The organism is Kitasatospora sp. NPDC001547, assembly GCF_042894165.1.
In the GTDB taxonomy this organism is placed as follows: domain Bacteria; phylum Actinomycetota; class Actinomycetes; order Streptomycetales; family Streptomycetaceae; genus Kitasatospora.
Genome location: NZ_JBIAVL010000029.1, coordinates 1 through 21,908 on the forward strand (window position 1 = coordinate 1; position 21,908 = coordinate 21,908).

The 21,908-nt window shown below is 74.6% G+C and carries 21 protein-coding genes and 1 pseudogene; 12 read left to right on the top strand and 10 right to left on the bottom strand.

Going from position 1 to position 21,908, the window contains the following annotated elements:
• Window positions 1-593, top strand: a 593-nt coding sequence (locus ACFY0X_RS32735; RefSeq protein WP_387760048.1) for an IS3 family transposase, incomplete at its 5' end; no start/stop codon positions are given.
• 28 nt (window positions 594-621) lie between these two features.
• Here the strand turns inward: ACFY0X_RS32735 and ACFY0X_RS32740 are convergent.
• Window positions 622-1,002: a hypothetical protein gene (locus tag ACFY0X_RS32740; protein ID WP_387760050.1), complete on the bottom strand. Its 381-nt coding sequence runs from the start codon at window positions 1,000-1,002 to the stop codon at window positions 622-624.
• A gap of 629 nt (window positions 1,003-1,631) precedes the next feature.
• Here ACFY0X_RS32740 and ACFY0X_RS32745 point away from each other — a divergent pair.
• Entirely contained in the window at window positions 1,632-2,405 is a 774-nt protein-coding gene (locus ACFY0X_RS32745; protein WP_387760052.1) for a hypothetical protein, read from the top strand.
• Between the two features lie 96 nt (window positions 2,406-2,501).
• Here ACFY0X_RS32745 and ACFY0X_RS32750 read toward each other — a convergent pair whose 3' ends face one another.
• Window positions 2,502-2,765: a dsRBD fold-containing protein gene (locus tag ACFY0X_RS32750; protein ID WP_387760053.1), complete on the bottom strand. Its 264-nt coding sequence runs from the start codon at window positions 2,763-2,765 to the stop codon at window positions 2,502-2,504.
• A 267-nt stretch (window positions 2,766-3,032) separates the two neighbouring features.
• Here ACFY0X_RS32750 and ACFY0X_RS32755 point away from each other — a divergent pair, with 267 nt between their 5' ends.
• On the top strand, window positions 3,033-4,007 hold the full coding sequence (locus ACFY0X_RS32755) for a DMT family transporter (RefSeq protein ID WP_387760054.1): 975 nt from the start codon (window positions 3,033-3,035) through the stop codon (window positions 4,005-4,007).
• A 6-nt stretch (window positions 4,008-4,013) separates the two neighbouring features.
• A complete protein-coding gene (locus ACFY0X_RS32760) occupies window positions 4,014-4,685 on the top strand; it encodes a DUF6629 family protein (RefSeq protein WP_387760056.1) in 672 nt (223 codons plus the stop codon).
• Window positions 4,686-4,703: 18 nt separating this feature from the next.
• On the opposite strand, the gene ACFY0X_RS32765 is transcribed toward ACFY0X_RS32760, so the two are convergent.
• Both ACFY0X_RS32765 and ACFY0X_RS32770 read right to left on the bottom strand, forming a co-directional pair.
• A complete protein-coding gene (locus ACFY0X_RS32765; RefSeq protein WP_387760057.1) occupies window positions 4,704-5,975 on the bottom strand; it encodes an MFS transporter in 1,272 nt (423 codons plus the stop codon).
• Between the two features lie 83 nt (window positions 5,976-6,058).
• Entirely contained in the window at window positions 6,059-6,679 is a 621-nt protein-coding gene (locus tag ACFY0X_RS32770) for a helix-turn-helix domain-containing protein (RefSeq protein ID WP_387760058.1), read from the bottom strand.
• A 277-nt stretch (window positions 6,680-6,956) separates the two neighbouring features.
• Here ACFY0X_RS32770 and ACFY0X_RS32775 point away from each other — a divergent pair, with 277 nt between their 5' ends.
• Window positions 6,957-7,694, top strand: coding sequence for a hypothetical protein (locus ACFY0X_RS32775; RefSeq protein WP_387760060.1), 738 nt, complete (start codon window positions 6,957-6,959; stop codon window positions 7,692-7,694).
• A gap of 174 nt (window positions 7,695-7,868) precedes the next feature.
• Entirely contained in the window at window positions 7,869-9,599 is a 1,731-nt protein-coding gene (gene polX / locus ACFY0X_RS32780) for a DNA polymerase/3'-5' exonuclease PolX (protein WP_387760062.1), read from the top strand.
• A gap of 61 nt (window positions 9,600-9,660) precedes the next feature.
• Here polX and ACFY0X_RS32785 read toward each other — a convergent pair whose 3' ends face one another.
• Window positions 9,661-10,539 carry a carbohydrate kinase family protein gene (locus tag ACFY0X_RS32785; protein WP_387760064.1) on the bottom strand — a complete coding sequence of 293 codons (879 nt, stop codon included), beginning with the start codon at window positions 10,537-10,539 and terminating at the stop codon, window positions 9,661-9,663.
• A gap of 3 nt (window positions 10,540-10,542) precedes the next feature.
• Window positions 10,543-11,571 carry a pseudouridine-5'-phosphate glycosidase gene (locus tag ACFY0X_RS32790; protein ID WP_387760066.1) on the bottom strand — a complete coding sequence of 343 codons (1,029 nt, stop codon included), beginning with the start codon at window positions 11,569-11,571 and terminating at the stop codon, window positions 10,543-10,545.
• Window positions 11,572-11,765: 194 nt separating this feature from the next.
• On the opposite strand from ACFY0X_RS32790, the gene ACFY0X_RS32795 reads away from it, so the two are divergent.
• Window positions 11,766-13,430 carry a peptide-N4-asparagine amidase gene (locus ACFY0X_RS32795; RefSeq protein WP_387760067.1) on the top strand — a complete coding sequence of 555 codons (1,665 nt, stop codon included), beginning with the start codon at window positions 11,766-11,768 and terminating at the stop codon, window positions 13,428-13,430.
• A 373-nt stretch (window positions 13,431-13,803) separates the two neighbouring features.
• Here the strand turns inward: ACFY0X_RS32795 and ACFY0X_RS32800 are convergent, their stop codons facing one another.
• Window positions 13,804-14,493: a response regulator gene (locus ACFY0X_RS32800; RefSeq protein WP_387760069.1), complete on the bottom strand. Its 690-nt coding sequence runs from the start codon at window positions 14,491-14,493 to the stop codon at window positions 13,804-13,806.
• 88 nt (window positions 14,494-14,581) lie between these two features.
• On the opposite strand from ACFY0X_RS32800, the gene ACFY0X_RS32805 reads away from it, so the two are divergent.
• Window positions 14,582-16,165: a purple acid phosphatase family protein gene (locus ACFY0X_RS32805; protein WP_387760071.1), complete on the top strand. Its 1,584-nt coding sequence runs from the start codon at window positions 14,582-14,584 to the stop codon at window positions 16,163-16,165.
• Window positions 16,166-16,213: 48 nt separating this feature from the next.
• On the opposite strand, the gene ACFY0X_RS32810 is transcribed toward ACFY0X_RS32805, so the two are convergent.
• Entirely contained in the window at window positions 16,214-17,533 is a 1,320-nt protein-coding gene (locus ACFY0X_RS32810; protein WP_387760072.1) for a sensor histidine kinase, read from the bottom strand.
• 200 nt (window positions 17,534-17,733) lie between these two features.
• Between ACFY0X_RS32810 and ACFY0X_RS32815 the strand changes: the two genes are divergently transcribed.
• The 3 genes and pseudogenes from ACFY0X_RS32815 to ACFY0X_RS32825 form a co-directional block, all read left to right on the top strand.
• The gene (locus ACFY0X_RS32815) at window positions 17,734-18,315 is read left to right on the top strand and encodes a hypothetical protein (protein WP_387760074.1); all 582 of its coding nucleotides are present in this window, start codon (window positions 17,734-17,736) and stop codon (window positions 18,313-18,315) included.
• Window positions 18,316-18,481: 166 nt separating this feature from the next.
• Complete coding sequence (locus ACFY0X_RS32820) at window positions 18,482-19,216, top strand: (2Fe-2S)-binding protein (RefSeq protein ID WP_387760075.1); 735 nt, start codon at window positions 18,482-18,484, stop codon at window positions 19,214-19,216.
• 53 nt (window positions 19,217-19,269) lie between these two features.
• Window positions 19,270-19,455: pseudogene (locus tag ACFY0X_RS32825) on the top strand (transposase); the annotation flags it as partial.
• Window positions 19,456-19,647: 192 nt separating this feature from the next.
• Here the strand turns inward: ACFY0X_RS32825 and ACFY0X_RS32830 are convergent.
• Window positions 19,648-20,010 carry a DUF1304 domain-containing protein gene (locus ACFY0X_RS32830; protein ID WP_387760077.1) on the bottom strand — a complete coding sequence of 121 codons (363 nt, stop codon included), beginning with the start codon at window positions 20,008-20,010 and terminating at the stop codon, window positions 19,648-19,650.
• A 308-nt stretch (window positions 20,011-20,318) separates the two neighbouring features.
• Here ACFY0X_RS32830 and ACFY0X_RS32835 point away from each other — a divergent pair, with 308 nt between their 5' ends.
• Window positions 20,319-20,735 carry a GNAT family N-acetyltransferase gene (locus ACFY0X_RS32835; RefSeq protein ID WP_387760078.1) on the top strand — a complete coding sequence of 139 codons (417 nt, stop codon included), beginning with the start codon at window positions 20,319-20,321 and terminating at the stop codon, window positions 20,733-20,735.
• Between the two features lie 374 nt (window positions 20,736-21,109).
• Here the strand turns inward: ACFY0X_RS32835 and ACFY0X_RS32840 are convergent, their stop codons facing one another.
• Complete coding sequence (locus ACFY0X_RS32840) at window positions 21,110-21,862, bottom strand: FadR/GntR family transcriptional regulator (protein WP_387760080.1); 753 nt, start codon at window positions 21,860-21,862, stop codon at window positions 21,110-21,112.
• Window positions 21,863-21,908 lie beyond the last annotated feature (46 nt).

Consider the following 21,908-nt stretch of genomic DNA (forward strand, 5'->3'; position numbering starts at 1 on the left):
CCAACCTCGCCCCGGACTTGGTCCGGCGCGACTTCACCGCCGCCGCGCCGAACCGGCTGTGGGTCGCCGACATCTCGCTGATCCCCACCGGCGAGAGACCGTGGTGGCTGGCCACGATCCGCGACGCCTTCTCCCGCCGGATCGTGGGCTGGCACACCTCCGAGCGGGCAGACGCCGACCTCGTGCTCACCGCGCTGGAGTACGCCCTGCACGGCCGACCCGTCGAGCCCGGGAAACTGATCCATCACAGCGACCACGGGTGTCAATACACGTCCATCAAGCTCACAACTCGCCTGCTGAAGGCGGGAATCGAGCCGAGCATGGGAAGCGTGGGCGACTCGTTCGACAACGCCCTCGCGGAGAACTTCTGGAGCGTCCTGAAGACCGAGTGTGTCCGCCGCACGACCTTCGCGACCCGCACAGACGCCGACCTCGCACTGTTCGCCTATATCGACGGCTGGTACAACACCCGCCGCATCCAGAAGCGACTCGGCTGGCTCAGCCCCCACGAATACGAGGCCAAGTACTACGCCGACCAGGCGACGGCCGAACCAGTGGCCGTCGAACTACCCACACCCGCCCTGACCAGGTAATCAACACCTCCCGCGCAGCGGGGGAAGCTCAGTGGGCCATGAGCCATTGGTCCTGCTCGAGGTACTTGCCGCGGCGTTTCTGGCAGGGTGACCACTTGGCCGCAGGTCTGTGCGCCCAGGCCCTGGTAGCCGGCGTCGGCGAGGATCTCCGGGTGGACGGTGCCGGCGAGCAGGTCGACCAGGCCGGCATCGCGGGCCCGGGTGATGTCGGCGACCCTGCCCGTACCTCGCCGCGGAACAGGACGCGGCCGCGGTCGTCGGTGACCACCAGGGCCTTCATGACGTTCATCCGGGTCTTTCCCGGGACGTACCGGCTCCGGCCGGGCTGGTTGGCGGCCGGACGCCGCACCCGGATCTCGGTCGCGTCGATGATCCCGGTCTGCCCGGTCGCGCCCAGGTGTGCGATCACGTCGGCGGAGGCCCGTAGCCGAAGGCCGGGAGTGATGCGGCAGCCGCGCTCGGCGAGCAGGGCCGAATCTCACCGATGGCGCGAGTGATGGTGGAGCGGTCCACGCCGTGGCGCAGGTGGACGAGCGTGGCCAGGAGCCGGTCGACGAAGACGAGTTTGTACTTCGCTCCGGCGCGTCGACCGCCCGCCGCCGCGGCCGGTCGAGCGGCTCTGCGTCACGCCGGGCCGACCAGACCGGCCCCAACTGGGCCACCCGGTCAGCGATCACTGCCTGCGACAGGGCCGTGATCCCACGCTCCGAGACGATCAGTGTGCGTGTCGCGATCCCCACCACGGACGGCCCAACGAGCCGACCGCTCGCAGGCCACGGCCAACCATGCACGGGGGCGTTACTGCACCGGAGGAGCCGGGGCGTGGCGGTTGGGTGCACCGGGCGCTGGCGGGGCCCGGGGCGTCGGGGGCGTGCGTAGCCTTGCTGGACGACCGGCACCACGCGGGGCGGCGGGGCGGCGCAGGTGAGTGCGGCTCATGTGACGGCGCCGGCGGTGGGCCGCTGGGGGTTAGGCCACGAGGTGCACGGGGCGGTGTCGGGGGCTCGGGGGGCGCCGGGGCGTGCGTAGCGTTGCCGGATGACCGAGACCATGCGGGGCGGCGGGGCGGCGCAGGTGAGTGCGGCTCATGTGATGGCGCCGGCGGTGGTGTTCGCCGTTCCGGTGCTGAAGCTGGCGTGGACGCTCGGGGGCGGGGACGCGGCTCGGGACGCGTTGCTGGCGATGGGGCCGGCGAACTGGGTGGACGTCGTCATCGGGATGTTCTTCGCCGAGCCGGTGCTGGCGGTCGTACTGGCCGCGGTGCTCTCCTACATCGGCTACGCCTACCGGGCCGCCCACGGCGGGGCCGCCCGGCACCAGGGGCGGGCCCTGGCGGAGACGGCGGCGCGGGCGGCGATCGTGCCGGGGGCGCTGGGGGTGGTGGTCGGGGCGTTCAACGGGTTGTGGTGGGGTGTGGCGGCCGGGGTGCTGGGCTATCTGCTGCGGCTCGGCGTGGTGGCCGAGTACCGGACCGGCGCGCGTTCGACCGCCACCGGCCGCCGCACCGGGAAGCCGGCCGTGGCCTTGGGGGCCCGGGCCGTCGAGGCGGTCCGGGTCGCGGCGCTGCTGCTCTCCCTGGTGGTGCTTCCGGCGCTCTCGGTCGTCGCCGCCCTTGACGGCCGGTCGTGGACGAGCGTGCTGGTGTGCGACGTCGACACCGGCGGCGGACCGCAGCGGGCCCGGCTGGTCGAGCTGGACCGGCAGGCCGCGGGCGTCGTCGGCTGGGACGTGCCCGCCCGCGAGGTGGTCAGCGGCACCAACTGCGCCGTCGACCCGGACGACGTGCTGCGCGACCCCTGGTGGCGCCGTTAGGACCGCCCTGGCGGACGGAGAACGCCGCGGCGGCCACCAGAACCGTACGTCCGGCAGCCCGCACGAGCTGGAGTAACCGGCGCGGCACCGGTGGACTCAGTAGATCAGGTAATCCGGGCGTCGCCCTTCGTCGTCGATCTCCCCGGTGGCCTGGGTCCGCAGCTTGGCGGACAGCTCCTCCAGGGCCCGGGAGGCCGCGACCTCCTCGCCGATCCTGGCGAGCGGACGGTCGTCCGCGCTCTTCACGGACTCGCCGTGGGCGCTCAGGCCGGGCGCCCTGGCGCCGGTCAGCCTGGCCTCACACGTCGTGTGCACGCCGTCTTCCTCGAAGCTCAGCTCCACGTCCCACTGGTTGTGCATGCCACACCTCCTGGCGCAGGCCCCCGTCACGCCGGTCCGGACCGGCACGGACGGTGACCCGTGGCGGCCGCTCACACCAGCGTGCGCCTGTCCCGCCGGTGGCGGCAAGCGCTGCCGGACGGGGCGGTGCCGACCACGCCGCGCGCGTGTCGTGCGATCGGCCCGGGCACCGGCCCGGCGGTAGGCTGACGGGAGCGGCCGCGACGCCCGACCCACCTCTCGGACCCGTCGGCGCGGCGCGGGCAGCGACAACCGGGTGGTCCCTCCGTGGCGGTCTTCCTCCTCGCTCTCAGTGCGGCCTGCTGTCTGGGGCTCGGCTTCGTCCTCCAGCAGCACGCGGCACAGCAAGCCCCGCGCTCCGATCTGCTGCGCTGGCGGCTGCTGCTGGACCTGGTACGGATGCCGCAGTGGCTGCTCGGCACCGGGTTCATGGTCAGCGGGCTGATCCTCTCCGCGCTCGCGCTCAACCAGGGCGAGGTGTCGCTGGTCGAGCCGCTGCTGGCCACCAATCTGATCTTCGCCATGGCCCTGGCCCGGGTGTTGACCCGTCAGACCCTGGGCCGCTCCGGCTGGGCCGGGGTCCTGCTGCTGGCCCTCGGGGTGACGGCCTTCATCGTGGCCGGGCAGCCGACCGGCGGCGGGCCGCCCGCCGGGGAGCTTCGGCACTGGCTGGTGGTCGGCACCGTGATGGGGCTGGTCGTGCTGCTCGTCTCGCTGGCCCGGCGGCTGCCGCTGTTCGAGGAGGCGACCCTGCTGGCGCTCGCCGCCGGACTGCTCTACGGCCTCCAGGACGCGCTGACCCGGACCACCACCCAGCGGCTCGACCACGACGGTCTGGCGGCGGTGCTGCGCAGTTGGCAGCCGTACGCGGTGGTGGTGGCGGGTGTGGTCGGACTGCTGCTGGTGCAGAGCGCCTTCGAGGCCGCGCCGCTGCGGATGTCCCTGCCGGCGCTGACCGCCGCCCAGCCGCTGTCCGGGATCGCCTGCGCGGTGGGCTTCCTCGGCGACCGGTTGCGGGTGACCCCGGGGGCGTTGGTCTGGCAGTCCGTCGGGCTGGTGGCGATCGTGACCGGGGTGATCGTGATCGGACGCCATCCGGCGATGCCGGGGACCATCGGCGACACCCTGGAGAGCATCGGGGCGTCCCCGGAGGACGGGGCGGAGGAGAAGTCCGAGGACGGGGCGGAGGAGAAGCCGCCGGGCGGGTCCGCGGAGGACGACCGCCCCGGGAGCACCGGTTAGGCCGCGATGTGCTGGAGCGCGCAGGCGGACGCCGTGGCCGGTGGGCTGGTCGCGGGCGTCGGGGTGGCGTGCCTGGTCCGTGCGCGTCGGGCCGGCCGGCCCGAGCGCCTGCCGCTCGCCGCGCTCCCCGTGGTGCTGGGCACGCACCAGCTGATCGAGGCGCTGGTCTGGCTCGGTACGGACGGCGGGCTGCCGGACGGCCTCGCCGGAGCGGCCCGCACCGCCTGGGCGCTGGTCGCCCTGCCGCTGCTGCCCGTTCTGGTTCCGGCCGCCGTGTGGTGCGCGACCAGCGGGCCACGACGACGGGCGCTCGCCGCGCTCACCATGCTCGGGGCGGTGGTCGCCGTTCCGCTGGCCGTGGCCGTCGGCTCCCACCCGGTGACGGCCGCCGTGCGCGGCCACACCCTCCGCTACGCCCTCGGCATCCCGTACCCGGCGCTCCTGCTGGCCGGCTACCTCCTCGCCACTGTCGGCTCCCTCCTGGTGAGCGGCGACCACCTGCTCCGCCGTCTCGGTCTCCTCGTCGGCGCCGGCGCCGTCGCCTGCGCCCTGCTCTGGGGCCTGGCCTTCGTCTCCACCTGGTGCGCCCTCGCCGCCCTGGCCAGCCTGCTGCTGCTCCACTGGACGGGCCACCGGCCGGTGGACGTGCCCGCCCGCGCCGCCGGTCGGGCCCGCTGACCGCCCCGAGGGCCTGCCCTACCCGCCATGCTCCGGGTCCGGATCGACGGGCGTGCCGCCCGTGCCGCCCGCGCGCCCCCGGAGGCGGTCCATCTCGCGCCACTCGGGGCGCAGCCCGGCCAGGGTCGTGGTGGCGAAGTACAGGGCTCCGGCCGCGATCAGGCCGGGTATCAGCCCCACCATGGCGACCGCCGCGCCGGCGACCAGCCCGCCGAGCGGGATGCCGGCCCAGGCGAGGGAGTCGCTCAGGGCGTGGACGCGGCCCAGCAACTGGCGGGGCACCCGTTCGAAGAGCACCGCGCCGAGGATCGGGTTGAGGAAGCCGGAGCCGAAACCGCCGATCGCGAAGACCGTGAGCACCAGCCACATCGGCGCGCCCAGGGCGAGCACCAGGAAGCGCGGCGCGCCGCACAGCAGGAAGCCGGTGAAGAAGACCGTCCGCCGGGGCAGCCGGGATGCGACGGCCGCCGCTATCAGGCTGCCGACGACGGCGGTGGTGCCCATGACGGCGGCGGTCAGCCCGATGGCGGCCGGGCCGTTGCCGGACTCCCGTGCCCAGACCGGGACGAGGACGGTGACGAACCCGGCGTCGATCAGGTTGGTGATCCCGATCATCACGATCACGGTGAGCAGAAGCGGCTCCGAGCGCAGGAAGGTGAAGCCCTCCCGGAACATCCCCCAGTAGCCCGCGGGCCGCTCCCCCTCGGACGGACCGGCGGGAGCGGCGGGCACCGCCGAGCGCCCCATGCCGCGTGGGAGCGCGACCGCGATGATCAGCGACCCGAGCGCGAAGGTGCCCGCGTTGACCGCGAGGCCGGCCAGCGGGCCCGTCGCGGCGACCAGCCCGCCACCGACCGCCGGGCCGACCGTGGAGGCCAGCCGCTCGGTGACGCCGGACAGCCCGGTGGCGCGCTCCATCGGCACCCGCGCGTGGTCGGCCGCCTCCGGGACCATGACGGACTTGGCCAAGTCCCCCGGGCCGCGCATCGCCCCGATCACCGCGACCATCACCAGCAGCACCCAGAACGGGAGCAGCCCCCGTGCGTGCAGCAGCGGGACCAGCCCGGCCGTGACGGCGCTGACCGCGTCCGTCGTCCAGGACACCGCCCGCGGCCCGAGCCGGTCCACCACCGGCCCGGTCAGCGCCTTGACCGCCACGTACGGCGCCATCTCGGCGAAGGCGACCAGGCCCGTCATGGTGGCGCTGCCGGTGGTGGCCAGGACGAACCAGGGCAGGGCGACGGCCGAAACGCGGGTGCCGGTCACCGAGACGGCCGTGGCGGTCAGCACGCCGGCCAGCGGCCGGTAGCTTCATCCGGATTCGTCGACGGCGGTACCCGCGGCGGATCTCGTGGTGGTGGTCGTGCTTCCGGTCATGTGGCTCCCCCCTCGTCGGTGTCGTCGCGCAGGTCCGGCAGGACGTGGACGACGACGGACACCTGCTCCGACCCCTCCGGGACCGGCCCCTCGGCGCCCACCCAGCGGTAGCGCCGGATCACCTCGCTCAGCTCCTCGGACAGCCGCTCGGCCTCGCCGGGCGTCAGCTGGAGCACCAGGTCGCTCAGGTTCACGGCCTTGCGCCAGTCCCGCGGCATCGCCTCGAAGGCGTCCAGCGAGCGCTGGGCCGCCAGGGTGTGCGAGGCGAGGACGGACCGGAGGTAGCCGGCCGCCTCGCCCAGCTGGTCGTCCGCCATGTCGTCCACCGTCCAGACCGTGACCCGGTGGGCCGAACGCCACCAGCGCTCGCGGGCGTTGCCGCGCGCCTCGTCCTCCTCGACGAAGCCCGCGGCGGCGAGCTGGCGCAGGTGGTAGCTGGTCGCGCCGGAGTTGATCCCCAGCTCCGCGGCGAGCCGCGTCGCCGTGGAGGGGCCGTACTTGCGCAGCAGCCCCACCACCCGCAGGCGCACCGGGTGGGCCATCGCCCGCATGCTCTCGGCGGTGAGGGCGATGGCGCGCCGGTCGTCACTGTGCTTCCAGCCGTGCTCTTCGGTCATGGCACGAGGCTAGACCGCAAAGGCTTCTTTGCAAAGGGGTTTTTGCGAAGGAATCTTTGCGGTTCGTCGATCGGTACTACACCGCGGCTCCCCGGCCCCGCCGCTCGGCGGGTGCCCGACCGGCCGCTCGGCGGGGGCCCCGGAACGGACCGCGGCCCGGAGCGGGATTGTCACCCGGGCGGCCGAGGCGCAGGCTGTCAGGGAGGGCCCGCAAGTCGGCCCGTCCCGGTCGGCCGCGGATTCGGTGACGGCCGCCGGGGAGCACGAGGGGCAGGCGATGGCACACCGGAGGCTCTGGGGCTACGTCGCGTCGGGGGCCCGGGCGCTCGGCGCGTTCGGCGGCACCGTCGGCTCGGGCCTGGGCGCGGGCGCCGCCGGGCGCCGGGGCGGGTCCGGACGGGCGGGCGCGTCGGCGACCGCCGAGGCCGAGGACGGTCTCGGCCCCCTCCCGTCCGGCACGATGGCCGCGCCGCGGGCGCTCACCCGCACCGAGTTGGAGCGCCTGCGGTGGACCGGCCGGCAGGCCGGCTGCGAACCGACGGCCCGGCACGTCCAGGTGGCCGACGTGGTCCGCCGGGTGGTGCGCGGCGGCGGCCGGGCGGCGGCCGTCACCGTCCGGGTGGCGCCCGGGCTCCCGGTGGTGGCCGGGGACGCCCGACGGCTGGAGGCCGCCCTCGCCGGGCTGGTCGACCACGCGATCCGGCGCAGCCCGCTGGGCGGCCGAGTGCTGGTCCGGGCCGACGTGGCGGGCGGCGCGTCCGCACCGCGGGCGTCCGGCCGGGCACCCGGGCGGGCGGCGGCGACCCGCGGCCGGGTGGAGATCCGGGTCTCCGACCGGGGCGCCCACGAGCTGCCCGAGGCACGCGAGTGGCTGATCGCGGGCGCGCCGGCGGACGGCCCGGCGGGGCCCGCCCTGCAGAGCCTGGTGGTGGCCGCGGGCGGTCGGCTCGCGGTGGAGACCACCCCCGGCGGCGGGCTGACCGTGGTCCTGCTGCTGACCGTCGCGTACGACTGAACGCGTACGACGAAACACGTACGCCTGAACACACACGGGCTGACCACATACACCTGAACGCGTACGCCCGACCGCGCACGTCAACGCGCACGGCCGTACGCGTACGACCGCGGGAGTACCCCGGCACCGGGCGCAAACCCGGCGCCCCCGCCCCGCCGACCCTAGACTTGCCCCATGCCCCGGCTCAACGACCAGGTGAGGGAACTGCTCCAGGAGTACGCCGACCTGATCAACATCACCGGCGGGGACGCCTTCCGGGCCCGCGCCTACGAGAAGGCCGCCCGCGCGGTCGGCGGCCACCCCGAGGACCTGGCCGGCCTGGACGTCAAGGGTCTGCAGCAGATCCCCGGCGTCGGCAGGTCCACCGCCGAGAAGATCGCCGAGTACCTCGCCACCGGGACCGTTCCGGCCCTGGAGGCACTGCGCGCCCGGATCCCGTCCGGCGTACGGGAGATGATGGCCGTCCCCAGCGTCGGGCCCAAGCGCGCCCTGGCCCTCTACCGCGACCTCGGGATCTCCTCGGTGGACGAACTCGCCGCGGCCGCCCGCGCCGAGAAGCTCACCGACCTGCCCGGCTTCGGCGAGCGCAGCGGCGAGAAGATCCTGCACGGGATCGAGCTGATGCGGCAGTCCGGCGGCCGCACCCTGCTGGACACCGCCACCGAGCTGGCCGAGCAGCTGGTCGCCGTGCTCTCCGCCGTCCCCGGCTGCACCCGCTGCGCGTACGCGGGCTCGCTGCGCCGGATGCGCGAGACGGTGGGCGACATCGACGTGCTCGCGACCGCCGAGGACTCCGCCCCGCTGATGGCCGCGCTCACCGAACTCCCCTATGTTTCCGAGGTGATCGGCAGCGGGAGCACCAAGACCTCGGTCCGTACCACCCAGGGCGTACAGGTGGATCTGCGGGTCGTGCCGGAGGAGGACTGGGGAGCGGCGCTGGTCTACTTCACCGGTTCGAAGGCGCACAACATCAAGCTGCGCACGATGGCCGTCCGGGCCGGGCTGAAGCTCTCCGAGTACGGGCTGTTCGAGGTCGACGGCGGCGCCAAGGTGGTCTCGGAGACCGAGGAGGAGGTGTACGCGGCGCTCGGCCTGCCGTGGATCCCGCCGCCGCTGCGCGAGGACCGGGGCGAGATCGAGGCCGCGCTGGACGGCGGGCTCCCGGACCTGGTGCAGGAGTCCGACCTGCGCGGCGACCTGCACACCCACACCGACCTGACCGACGGGCTGGCCACCCTGGAGGAGATGATCGACACCGCCGCCGCCCGCGGCTACTCCTACTTCGCCGTCACCGACCACGCCCCGGACCTGGTGATGCAGCGGATGACGAACGAGAAGATGCTCGCCCAGCGCGAGCGGCTACGACAACTCGCCGACCGGCACAAGCGGTTGCGCCTGCTGCACGGCACCGAGCTGAACATCGGCCCGGACGGCGGGGTGGACTGGCCGCCCGAGTTCCTGGCCGGCTTCGACGTCTGCGTGGCCTCCGTGCACTCGCACTTCGCCCTGGACCGGGCCGCCCAGACCCGTCGGCTGATCCGCGCCTGCGAGAACCCGTACGTGCACGTCATCGGCCACCTCACCACCCGCCGGATCGGCCGGCGCGGGCCGATCGACGTCGACCTGGACGCGGTGTTCGAGGCCGCCGCGCGCACCGGCACCGCGATCGAGATCAACAGCTCCCCGCAGCGGCTCGACCTGCGCGACGAGGACGTCCTGCGGGCCAGGCGGCACGGCGTGCGCTTCACGATCGACAGCGACGCGCACGCCACCGGCCACCTCGCCTACCCGCGCTACGGCATCGGCACGGCGCAGCGCGGCTGGCTCACCGCCGAGGACGTGGTCAACGCCTGGACCTGGCAGAAGCTGAAGCGCTTCCTCCGCAAGGACGCGGTGCCGAAGTAGCCCTGCTCGCCCGGCCCGCCGGAGCCGCCCGCCCGCAGGAGCCGCCGCGCACCTCGAAACGTCACTCGGCGTCGCAGGACGCCCCGGGCGAGGCCAGCACCCGGGCCGCGCTGCGGTGCCCGAGCCCGGCCGCGTGCCGGAGGTCCCCGGTGTCCAGGAACCCGGCCAGGAACCCCGCCGCGAAGGCGTCCCCGGCCCCGGTGAGGTCGCGCACCTCGGCCACCGGCGGCACCGGCACCATGACCAGCGGCTCGCCGGGCACGTCGACGGCGGTCGCCTCGGCCCCCGCCTTGGTGACCACCGTGGTGGCCGCCAGCCGGGCCCGCTCCGGCCCGGGCAGGCCGGCCACCAGCAGCCCGAGGAACTCCGACTCGGAGCGGTTGGCGAACACGAAGGTCGGCGCCAATCCGGCCAGCAGGGCGAGGAAGCGCTCCCGGCCGAACCGCTCCAGCATGCCGGTCGAGGAGGCGTCCACCGAGGTGGTGCAGCCCGCCCGCCGCACCCTGGCGAGCGCGTCCACCGCCGTGCTGCCGACCGGCTCGCCGTCGAAGGAGTAGGCGGGGACGTGCAGATGGGTCAGTCCGGTCAGCCACGCGTCCGGGACCCGCTCCAGCAGCGTGGCGGCGCCCCGGTCGGGCAGCATGGTCCGCTCGCCGTCCTGGTCGATCAGCACCACCACGCTGCCGGTGCGGCCGCGCCGGGAGACCCGTACGTCGACGCCGTGGCCGGTCAGTTCGGCGACCACGCCGTCCCCCGCCGCGTCCTCGCCGACGCAGCCGAGGAAGCGGGCCGGGTGCTGCCCGGCGGCGAAGCAGGCGACGTTGGCCGCGCTGCCGCCGCGCCGCCGGAAGACCCGGGCGCCGGAGTCGGTGCCGTGCCGCAGCGGGCCGTCGGCCCAGACCACGATGTCCTCGACCAGGTCGCCGAGCACCCCCAGCACGACTCAGGCCCCGGTCTCGGCGGCGACGGCCGGGGCCGCGCCGGAGGCGTCCGACGGGGCGCCCGACGGGCCACCCGGCGCGGCCCCCGCGGCCCCCGACGACCTCACGGCCAGCGCGGTCGCGATCTCCCCGCCCAGCCGGACGTTCCCCCGGTACACCTCGACGTTGACCTCCAGGCTGCGCCCGCCGGTGTCCCGCTGGATGAAGTCGAGCAGGAACGGCGTGGAGGCGTTGCCGGTGACGCCCTGGCGCTCGGCCTCGGCCCAGGCGCGGGCCAGGATGCCGTCCAGCTCCTCCGGCGGCAACTGCTTGGCCGGGTCGACCGGGTTGGCGATCAGTACGGCCTGCGGCAGGGCGAGCCGGTCACGGGACTCGATGACCCTGGCGGCCTGCTCGGGCGACTCCACGCTGAAGTTGATCTCGTGGCCGGAGTCGGTGACGTAGAAGCCGGGGTACTTGCGGGTGCGGTAGCCGATGACCGGGACGTTGTACGTCTCGAAGCGCTCCAGGGTGGCCCGGATGTCGAGGATGGACTTCACGCCCGCGCTGATCACGGTGACCGGGGTGGCGGCCAGGGTGGTCATGTCGGCCGACTCGTCGAAGCTCTCCGAGGCGCCGAAGTGCACCCCGCCGAGGCCGCCGGTGGAGAAGACCCGGATGCCCGCGCGGTGGGCGAGGAAGGCGGTGGCGGCGACGGTGGTGCCGCCGTGCCGGCCGAACGCGGCGACCACCGGGAGGTCGCGCAGGCTCACCTTGTCCAGGCCGTCGGCGGCGGACAGTTCGGTGATCTGCCCGGTGCTGAGCCCGACCGTGGGCACCCCGGCGTGCACCCCGATCGTGGCCGGGACGACGCCCGCCGCCCGCAACCGCTGTTCCGCCTCCAGCGCGACCGCCAGGTTGCGGGGCCGCGGCAGCCCGTGGGTGAAGATGGTCGACTCCAGGGCGACCACCGGCCGGCCGTCGGCGACGGCCCGGGCGACCTCCTCGGAGACCTGGACGGCGGGAGCGGTGCTGGGCGGAAGTCCGGTCATGATGCGAACTCTCTGTGAGGGTGCCGCTGCGGAGGGGCAACGGGCTCAGCGTATGGACGGTTCACACCGGAATCCAGAGGCCGACGAGCTGGACCCGAAATCCTTGACGCCGACATGCCACCCCCGGAAGGATTCCCGGATCATCCGACCGACCCGCGGCACCCCCGCGGGCCGCCCGACCCCGGGAACCCGCCTTGGCCCTGCGCCCGTTGCTCCGCCGCGCCGCCGGTCTGATCGGCGCCGCCGTCCTCACCCTGGCCGGCACCCTCACCGCCGCCGGCCCGGCCCGTGCCGACTACGGCACCGACTACCACGACCCGGTCACCGCCACCAAGCCGCTCACCCGCCCCGACACCCGCTCCTGCACCGTCGAGGTGATGCACGAGCGCGCGTTCCGCAACGGGTACGGCAACCCGCCGGACACCCCGTACAACGCCGCCCTCACCCCGCCCGCCGACTGCGCCGGGCCGTGGTCGGCGGTGGTCCTGGACCTCCACGGACAGGTCGCCGGGCGGCAGTTCGACCGGATCTTCAGCGTCCGCGTCGGCGGCGTCCAGGTGCTGCTCTCCTCCACCCCGGAGCCGTCCAAGGACGGCATCGCCTGGAGCGTCGAGCGCGACGTGACCCGCTACGCCCCGCTGTTCGCGGACGGCCCGCAGGAGTTCTCCTTCGACCTCGCCAACGTCACCGACGCCACCTACACCGGTGTCTTCACGATCAGCGCGAGCCTGACCTTCTACACCGCGGACGACCGCCGGCCGGCCGCCCGCACCGCTGACCGGCTGCTCACCACCGGACCGTTCGGGCTCACCCAGGCCGCCCCCGCCGCCGGGCGCGACCTCACCTTCCCGCAGAACCTCGAACGCCTCACCGCCGAGGTCTACACCCGGGGCGGCGGCGCCTGCGAGGAGTTCGCGTACGCCTCCGCGCCGGACGCCTTCGCCGCCGCCAACCCGGGCACCGGCATCTGCGGCAAGGGCCCGTTCCGCGAGCTGCGGCTGACCGTGGACGGCCGGGTGGCCGGCGCGGTCTGGCCGTACCCGGTGATCTACACCGGCGGCTGGGACCCGCTGCTCTGGCGGCCCGTGCCCGGGGTCTTCGCCTTCGACCTGCCCGCCTACCGGCTCGACCTCACCCCGTACGTCGGGCTGCTGCTGGACGGCCGTCCGCACACCGTGGGCGTCGTGGTGAACACCGCCGAGGCGCAGAGCAACGACGTCTGGACCGGCCAGGTCAACCTGTTCGCCGAGACCGACCACGGCGCCGCCCGCACCACCGGACAGCTCACCGAGCACCGGGTCGCCCCGGAGGCCGCCGTCGCCACCGATCTCGCCGACCACGGCGGCGGCAGCGGCGACTGGACGGTCACCGCCGCCCGGAACGACCTCGCCCGGGGCTGGGTGCAGACCTCGCACGGCCGGATCACCACCGAGGTCCGCGACGAGCTCGCCTTCCGCTCCGCCCAGCGGCTGCGCGACGGCGGCAACGACATCACCCTGCACAACGGCACCGACCTCACCCGCACCACCGCCACCTGGGGCGGCGGCCCGCACCGCACCACCACCGTGCACGAGGGCGAACCGCTGGACGTCAGCTACCGGGTGAGCCGCGACGCGGCCGGCAACACCGACCAGACCACGGCCATGGTCCTCGGCTACCACCGCGACGCCACCGCGGCGACCGGCGGCCACGTCACCGGGAGCTCCACCGTCGACCACACCCTGCGCCCCACCGCGCGGCGGCACGACGGGGACCGCACCGTCCGGACCGGCAGCAGCACCGAGGAGTACCGCAGCACCGGTCCCGAGGGGCCGTACCAGCGGACGCTGAGCTTCGTGGACGGCTGGCCGAGCCCCTGACGGCGAGCACCACGGCCGGAGTTGCGAAAATTGTTCCGATTCGCGCCGTTCACCCCTGGTGCACAGCCCGTGGGAGGCGCATCATGGGAGATGGACCTGCGAGGTAGCTGAAGGAAGTTCGACCGCAGGAGGCAGTGGCGACGGATCGAGACGGATCAGGGTCTGCCGCTGGAACTACCTCGGTCGACGATCGAACTACCGGCCGGAGGACGTCACGTCCGGAGGCCACCCCCGCCTCGCAGGTTCCGCGCGTCCACGGAGCATCCCCTCGGCCCCGTGGACGCGCGCCCGTCCGCGCGCCCTGCGGTGCGCGCCCTTTTCCCGACCGGACGCCCCCTCCCGGCTCTCCCGTGCCGGCGTGCACGCCGCTCGGCTAGCGCGCGCCCGCCCAGCCCATCTCCCAGGCGTGCACCGCGATCCCGACCCGGTTCGCCACCCCGAGCTTGCGCTGGATGCTGGCGACGTGGGTCTTCACCGTCCCCGGTGAGATGAACAGCTCGGCGGCGATGTCCGCGTTGGTGCGGCCCGCCGCGACGTGCCCGGCGATCTCCACCTCCCGCTCGGTCAGCGGCACCACCGGCGCCGGCTGCCGGCGCTCCGGGCGGCGCGGCGCCGTCACGTGCCGCAGCAGCCGGACGGTGACCGACGGGCTGATCAGGCTCTCCCCGTCCGCCGCCGCCCGCACCGCCTCGGCCAGCAGGGACGGGCCGGAACGCTTCAGCAGAAAGCCGGACGCCCCGTGCCGCAGGGCCGGGTACACGTACTCGTCCAGGTCGAAGGTGGTCAGCACCACCACCCGCACCGGCTCCGTCGCCCCCGGCCCGGCCAGCCGCCGGGTCAGCTCCAGCCCGTCCATCCGCGGCATCCGGATGTCCACCAGGGCGACGTCCGGCCGCAGTCGGGCCGCCAGCTCCAGCGCGGCCAGCCCGTCCGCGGCCTCCCCCACCACCTCGATGTCCGGCTGGGCCGTCAGGATCCGCCGCACACCGCGCCGGACGGCCTCCTGGTCGTCCGCGATCAGGGTGCGGATCACCCGCGGGACCTCGCCGTTCGTACTCGTCACGTCCAGCAGTGTGGCGCACGGCCGCCGGACGGGAAAGTTCACGCGACGGAACCGGCGCGGTTCACCTTCGTCCGGTGGGCTGGCCGCCATGAACGATTCCAGTGGACGTCCCTCCGTCAGCCGGCGAGGCCTCCTGGCCGGTGCGACCGGCGTCGGCCTCGGCGGCGCCGTGTCCCTCTCCGGCATCCCGGCCACCCCCGCCGCCGCCTCCCCGGTGCTCTGGCAGCGGCCGGGCCGCTCCGGCGCGCCGCGGGTGGCCGGCCTGCACCTCCAGTTCGGCTCGGACGCCTCGCGCGAGGTGGTGGTCTCCTGGCACACCACCACGTCCGTCGGCAACCCGCGCGTGATGTACGGGACTTCGAACAGCGGCTTCGGCCGGACGGTCCGGGCCGCGACCCGCACCTACCGGGACGCCGCCTCCGGCACCGAGGTCCAGGTGCACCACGCCCGGCTGGCCGGACTGCACGCCGACACGGACTACGTCTACGCCGCCGTCCACGACGGCGCCACCCCCGAACTCGGCACCGTCCGCACCGCCCCGCGCGGCCGGTCCGCCTTCACCTTCACCAGCTTCGGCGACCAGGGCACCCCGACCCTCGGCCGGAAGACCGCCAACGGCTACGTCAACGACAACCTCGGCAGCCCCGCCGCCGGCGACACCACCGCCGGGGTCGAGCGGATCGCCCCGCTGTTCCACCTGCTCAACGGCGACCTCTGCTACGCGAACATCGCCACCGACCGGGTCCGCACCTGGTCCGACTGGTTCGAGAACAACAGCCGCTCGGCCCGCCACCGCCCCTGGATGCCCGCGGCCGGCAACCACGAGAACGAGAAGGGCAACGGCCCGATCGGCTTCGGCGCCTACCAGGCCTACTTCGAGCTGCCGGACGCCCGCTCGGACGCCGAGACGCGCGGCCTGTGGTACTCGTTCACGGCCGGCTCGGTGCGGGTGATCAGCCTCAACAACGACGACGTGGCCTACCAGGACGGCGGCAACAGCTACGTCCACGGCTACTCCGGCGGTGCCCAGCAGCGGTGGCTGGAACGGGAGTTGATCGCGGCCGACGCGGACCCGGGGATCGACTGGATCGTGGTCTGCATGCACCAGGTGGTGGTCTCCACCGCCGACAGGTTCAACGGCGCCGACCTCGGGATCCGCGAGACCTGGGTGCCGCTGTTCGACAAGTACGGCGTGGACCTGGTGGTCTGCGGCCACGAGCACCACTACGAGCGCTCCCACCCGATCCGCGGCCAGCAGCCGACCGACACCCGCACGCCGATCCCGGTCTCCACCGGCACCGAGACCATCGACACCACCAAGGGCACCGTCCACATGGTCATCGGCGGCGGCGGCACCTCGGCCCCGTCCAACCAGCTCTTCTTCAGCCCCGCCAAGGCCCGGGTGATCACCGGCGTCGGCGCCGCCGACCCGGCCACCGGCAAGCGCCCGCCGGTGTACGTGATCGAGGACGCCCCCTGGTCCGCCTTCCGGGACGCCGACAACCCCTACGGCTTCGCGTCCTTCGACGTCGACCCGGGCGGCCGCGACGGGCAGACCACCATCGGCGTCACCTACTACTCCGTCAGCGGACCGTACGGGGACCTCGTCCCGGTCGACCGCTTCACCCTGACCCGTCCGCGCGGCATCCGCGGCGGCGGCCGGGGGCACTGACGTCCCGACGTGCCCGGAAGCGGCGGCGGCCGGGCTCGGAGCGACGCCTCAGCGGCCCGGCGGTCCCGACGGTCCCGGCAGGGAGCAGTCGACCCGCCAGCCCGCGGGGGTGCCCGGGCCGGCGGTCAGCGAGCCCCCGTGGGCGGCGACGCGGGCGGCGAGTCCGGCCAGGCCGGTGCCGCCGGCGCCCGGGCGGCGCAGCAGCGGCCTGTGGGCGGGGCCGCCGCCGTCGGTGACGGTCAGCTCCACGGCGCCGTCCTCGCCGGGGGCCACCCGGACGGTGACCTCGGTGGCCCGCGGGGCGTGCCGGCGGATGTTGGTGAGGGCTTCCAGGACGACGGCGTAGGCGGTCGCCTCGGCCTCGGCGGAGAGCCGGCCGGCGGTGCCGGGCGCCAGCTCGGCCGTGGCACGCAGGGCGCCGGAGCCGCCGGTGGCGCCGAACCGGGCGACCAGCTCGGGGAGGTCGGCCAGGCCCAGGCGGCGCGTCGTCGCACCGTCGGCGCGCCCGGTCGGCCCGCCGTCCCGTCCGCCCTCGCCGCCCTGGCCTTCATCGCCGGCCTGTCCGCCCTCGCCTCCCTGGCCGCTCGGCTCGCGGAGGGCGCCGACCATCTCGTCCATCGAGTCCAGGGCCCGCAGCCCGGCCTCCTCCAGCCGGCGCAGCAGTGCGGCGGTCTCCTCCGCTTCCTGGCCCGGGAGTTGGCCGGCCTGGGCCTCCAGCACGATGCCGGTGATCTCGTGCGCGACGAAGTCGTGCAGCCCCCGGGCCACCTCCAGCCGCTGCTCGCACCGGGCCCGGGCGACCGCCCGCTCCCGCCGGGCGTCCAGGACGCGCAGGTAGAGGGCCGTGCCCGCGACGCCGAGCAGCGGCAGCAGCGAGATCAGCACCCCGCCCACCGGCCCGGCGGCGCCACCGTGCGGCACCCTCAGGGCGAACCGCAGCGGCAGCAGCAGGGCCGCGAGAGCGACCAACCCGCCGACCACCGCCACCGAGCGGTCGGGCAGCCGGCGGACGGCCCGGAAGAGCAGTCCGAGCAGGGCGAGCCACTCGAAGGGCAGCCAGAACGCGGGCAGCCGGTACGGCCCCGGGTAGACCAGGTCGACCAGCAGCGAGACCCCGGCCACCGCCCCGGCTGCCGCACCGAGCGCGATCCGCCCGGCGGGCCACGGCAGCAGCGCCACCACCGCGGCGAACACCGTCGTCAGCGCGAGCAGCACGGCCGCCCCCCGGGCGTCCGGCTGCGCCAGCACGACGGGCACCAGCAGCGCGAGCGCGGCCCCGGCGGCGAGGCGCCGACGGAGCCGGGCCGACCGCGGCCGCTGCCGCGGTCGGGCGGAGTCGGGGCTGACGAGGGGGAAGTCGGTACGCACCCGGTCGAGCCTACGGGGCGGCTCCCCCCGGCCGGGCCCCCGGCCGGGCCGACGGGCAGCTCTCCAGGGGGAGACGATCTCCTCCTCGGGAAGGAACGGCCCGCCCCTCAACTCCCCTCCGCAGCGGGAGGCCCGCGCGGCCGGGCCGGAGCATGCTCGGTGACGTCGGAACAACCGCGCCGAAGGAGACACGAACCACCATGAACCGCCGCCTTGCCACCGCCGCAGTCTCGCTCCTCCTGCTGGCCGCGACGGCCGCCACCACCGCACCGGCCGCCGTCGCCGAACCGGCGGGCACCGCACCGACGTCTGCCGCCGAACAGGCGTCCACGGCCGGCGACTTCGGACCGGTGAGCGTGCGCGGCACCGGCAACACCGTCCTCACCGCGGCCTTCCAGGGCTTCGACGGCGACCCGGTGAGGATCTCGGTGGACGCCCGCGCCACCACCAACACCGATCCGGCCAGCACGGCGGGCCACTTCCACGTCCGCCACGTGCACACCGACGGCCGGCTGGTCGCCGACTTCGAGGGCGACATCAGCTGCCTGGCCGTCGGCGGCCGGGAGGCGATCGCCACCGGGGTGATCACCAAGGGCGAGGCGCCCTGGTTCCCGGGCCTGGAGCTGGTCGGCCAGAAGGTCGCGCTCTCGATCGAGGACAACGGGCGGCACGGGGACCGGATGGGCTGGGTCTGGGGCGCGTTCGGCCAGCCGGTGTCGGACTGCCAGGGCACGGTACCGTTCATCCGCACGACCAGTGGTGACTTCTCCGTGCGCGGCTGACACCCGGCCGACCGGGCCGGCTCCTCTCCGGCAGCGGGCGAGGCGACGAGCGGGAGCCGCTCACCACCGCCCGAGTGCCCGCAGATCCGGAGGCCCCGTTGTCCCTCGACCGCCAGACCGCCCCACCACCGGCAGCGGGGTTCAACGACCGAACAGGGGACGGCCGTTGAACCCCGCACCGAACCGGCGACCGCCCGACTTCTCCCGACTCGCCGCCGTCGGACCGTACTTCGCGCTGGACACCTCCCCGGCCGGAGGGCCGCCCGAGGGCTTCCGACCGCTGACCGAGTTGTACGGCACCGGGCCGGACGCGCCGCTGGCGGCGCGACTGCGGGTGGTGGCGCAGCGGCTCGGCACCGCCGAACTCCGGGTCGCCGCCTCGATCCTGCATCTGGGGCTGGCGGCCCGCTTCTGGTCGGTGGGGCTGGGCTCGGCCGTCCTGCTGGGTACGGTCCCGACCCTGGAGCACGCCTGGGTCCGGATCCCGGACCAGGGCCCGCTCGACCTGTGGACCCCGGCCGAACCCGCCCACCCGGCCGCCGGGACGCTCGCCGACCAGCTCCACCAGTTCGTCCTGACGGGCCAGTTGGAGCCGCTGGCGGCTGCCGTCCGGGCCGCCGCCCCGCTCTCGCCGCGCCTGCTGCTCGGCAACGCCGCCTCCGCACTGGCCGGAACGCTGCGGGTACTGGACGCCCATGCGCCGGGTGCCGCCCGGACCTTGGTCGCGGAGCTGCTGGCCCGTCCGCCGCTGGCCGGATCGGGCACCCTGCGCACCGGGCCGCGCGGCACGGCGTTCCGGCGGACCAGCTGCTGCCTCTACTACCGGGTGGGCCCGGGGGCCGGGCTCTGCGGGGACTGCTGCTTCAGCACGCCGCCCGGCCACGGGAAGCGGAGGGACTAGGGTCCGTCCGGTCGATCATGTGACTACCACTCGCCCGGCTCGTTGTTCCGGGCATGGGGCGGGGAGATCTCACGGATGCCGAGTGGGAACGGCTGCGGCCGTTCCTGCCGGTCGGCAACAGGCGTTGTGGCCGGTGGCGGGACCACCGACAGGTGCTCGACGGGATCCTGCACCGGGTGCGGACTGGCGTGCACCGGCGCGACCTGCCCGAGCGGTTCGGACCGTGGAAGACGGCCTGGTGCTGCTGGCGGCCGTCGGCTTCGACGTCTACAACAGGCGCCGGGCCAGTTCCCGACCGGCTGCTCGACGGGGACGGGCACGGTGCCCCCGCACCGCGCCCGTCCTCTTCCAGGAGGGTGGGCGGCACGCCCGCCCTGGGACATGCGGAAGGGGTACCTCTCGGCGGAGAGGCACCCCTTCGCCGTTCGGACTCAGTGGGCCAGCAGCACCAGGGCGAGCACGACCAGGGCCGGCAGGGTCTGCACGAAGAGGATCTTGCGGGAGGACGTCGCGGCGCCGTACACGCCGGCGACGGCGACGCAGGTGGTGAAGAAGACCCGCACCTGGAACCCGACCGGGTCGGCGGCGAAGGCGCCCCACAGCAGACCGGCCGCCAGGAAGCCGTTGTACAGGCCCTGGTTGGCGGCCATCGACTTGGTCGAGACCGCGAACTCCGGGGACGTGCCGAAGGCGGCCCAGGCCCGGGGGGTCGTCCACAGGAACATCTCCAGGACCAGGATGTAGACGTGCAGGAGGGCGAGCGCGACGACGGCGATCACGGCAGCTGTGGACATGCCGGGCATACTACGCCGCGACCGGCGTCCGACCGGCATTTTGTTCAGGCCCTTGCCGATCCCGTCGGGCCCTGTGGCTCGCTCGGACGCCTCGCACGGACCGGCCGAAAACTCTTTCGAACGGGCGGCAGCCTCCTCCGCGTCGGCACCTGACGGGTGACCCCGAGGGCGGACGCGCCCACGGGCCGCCCGATCCCACCAGGGCGCCGTCACCGAGCAGCAGACGGACCGGTCCAGCAGCGGCGGATCGGCGGACGGACCTTGCAAAATGGCTGCTCCTCGATGCCGGAACGTGTCAGGATCCTCGAATGGAGATCCGTCGTGCCACTCAGGTCGAGGCGGTCGACGCCGCTGGACATCTCTTCGACACCGTCCCAGGGCGGGAGGCCACTGAACGGTTCCTGGCGGACGACCGTCATCACCTCCTGATCGCCTCTGTGGACGACGTCCCGGTGGGAATGGTCACCGGTGTCGAGATGACCCACCCGGACAAGGGAACCGAGATGTTCCTGTACGAGCTGGGCGTGGACGAGTCGTTCCGTGGGCGTGGCGTCGGCCGGGCTCTGGTGTCGGCACTTGTGGACCTGTCACGTGAACGGGGCTGCTACGGCGTGTGGACGATCACCGACGAGGAGAATGCGGCGGCACTGGCGACGTACCGCCGCGCCGGCGGCGTCCCGGAAACGGGACAGGTGGCCCTCACCTGGACATTCGATCGGTCGTAGACCGACACAACGGATCTCCTTCCCACACCGGATGATTGGCGACCCGGCGTTCGGTTGACTGCCGGGGATGTGCGGCTTCCGCCAATCCACCGTCACGGGGGGCGGAAGAAGTAATACCTTCACAATCGAAGGTCATGTCGGCATGCCGTCGCATTCTCGGCCGCGTACCCCGGTCCAGTCCACCGCCGCCGACGGCACCGCGACCCGTCCGGCCACCGGGCCGCCACCCCGGCGAAGCCCGCGCCCGGCACGCCCGCCGGCCGGGCGCAGACCCGGACCGCAGCGGGCGCACCGACGGCTCCGGCGGCGCGGGAGTGTTCCAGGGACGGGACGGGACGGCGCAGAGCGGGACGGGGCGGCGGTACGGCCCCGGGTCAGCCGCCGTCCGCCAACTCCAGGTGCCGCCGGACGAGATGGTGCACGCAGGCCACCGTGTGCGCCTCGGCGGCGGTCCGGGCGCCGGCCGCGTCTCCGGCCAGCACCGCGACCAGGATCTCCCGGTGCTGCTCGGCGAGGCCCGACTGGTCCGGCCCGTACGGGGCGGGCAGCCAGAGCAGCGGGCCGAGTTCGGCCTGGAGCCCGACGGCGAGCTGGGTGAGCCGCACCGACTGGGCGGCGGCGGCGAGTTCGATGTGGAAGCGCGCGTCGGCGCGGCGCTGTTCGGCGGGGCCGGCGGCGTCGCGCAGGTCGTGTACCAGCCGGGTGAGCCTGGGGCCGAGGTCAGCCGGGGCGCGTTCGGCGGCGAGCCGGGCGGCGGTGCCGAAGACGGCCAGTTCCTCGTCGCCGAGGTCGCGCAGGTCCGCGGTGGCGAGGTCGCGCAGCCGGGCGAGCTGGAGGTCTTCGGAGCCCCCGGCGGGGGTGCGGACGAAGCTGCCGCCGTTGCGGCCTCGCCGGGTCTCGATCAGACCGGCCTCGCGGAGCAGCGCGAGGGCCTCGCGGACGGTGCCGTTGGCGACGCCGAGCTGGTCGGCCAGGTCGTTCTCGCTGGGCAGTTGGTCCCCGTCGGCGACCAGCCCGAGGGCGATCGCCTGGGTGATCCGGCGGGCCACCGCGTCGGCGCGCCCGAGGTCGGCGAGCGGCGCGAGGACGGCGCTGAGCAGTGGTGTCGCACTGCCGATGGTCGTCACGCGCACCTCTCCTCGATCGCCGTCGCCGGATCGAACTCGCCGAATC

Coding starts and splice junctions, on each gene's coding strand:
- ACFY0X_RS32805 (WP_387760071.1), top strand. CDS start 14,582: ATGAACGATTCCAGTGGACGTCCCTCCGTCAGCCGGCGAGGCCTCCTG.
- ACFY0X_RS32760 (WP_387760056.1), top strand. CDS start 4,014: ATGTGCTGGAGCGCGCAGGCGGACGCCGTGGCCGGTGGGCTGGTCGCG.
- ACFY0X_RS32750 (WP_387760053.1), bottom strand. CDS start 2,765: ATGCACAACCAGTGGGACGTGGAGCTGAGCTTCGAGGAAGACGGCGTG.
- ACFY0X_RS32775 (WP_387760060.1), top strand. CDS start 6,957: ATGGCACACCGGAGGCTCTGGGGCTACGTCGCGTCGGGGGCCCGGGCG.
- ACFY0X_RS32745 (WP_387760052.1), top strand. CDS start 1,632: ATGACCGAGACCATGCGGGGCGGCGGGGCGGCGCAGGTGAGTGCGGCT.
- polX (WP_387760062.1), top strand. CDS start 7,869: ATGCCCCGGCTCAACGACCAGGTGAGGGAACTGCTCCAGGAGTACGCC.
- ACFY0X_RS32815 (WP_387760074.1), top strand. CDS start 17,734: ATGAACCGCCGCCTTGCCACCGCCGCAGTCTCGCTCCTCCTGCTGGCC.
- ACFY0X_RS32835 (WP_387760078.1), top strand. CDS start 20,319: ATGGAGATCCGTCGTGCCACTCAGGTCGAGGCGGTCGACGCCGCTGGA.
- ACFY0X_RS32790 (WP_387760066.1), bottom strand. CDS start 11,571: ATGACCGGACTTCCGCCCAGCACCGCTCCCGCCGTCCAGGTCTCCGAG.
- ACFY0X_RS32830 (WP_387760077.1), bottom strand. CDS start 20,010: ATGTCCACAGCTGCCGTGATCGCCGTCGTCGCGCTCGCCCTCCTGCAC.
- ACFY0X_RS32770 (WP_387760058.1), bottom strand. CDS start 6,679: ATGACCGAAGAGCACGGCTGGAAGCACAGTGACGACCGGCGCGCCATC.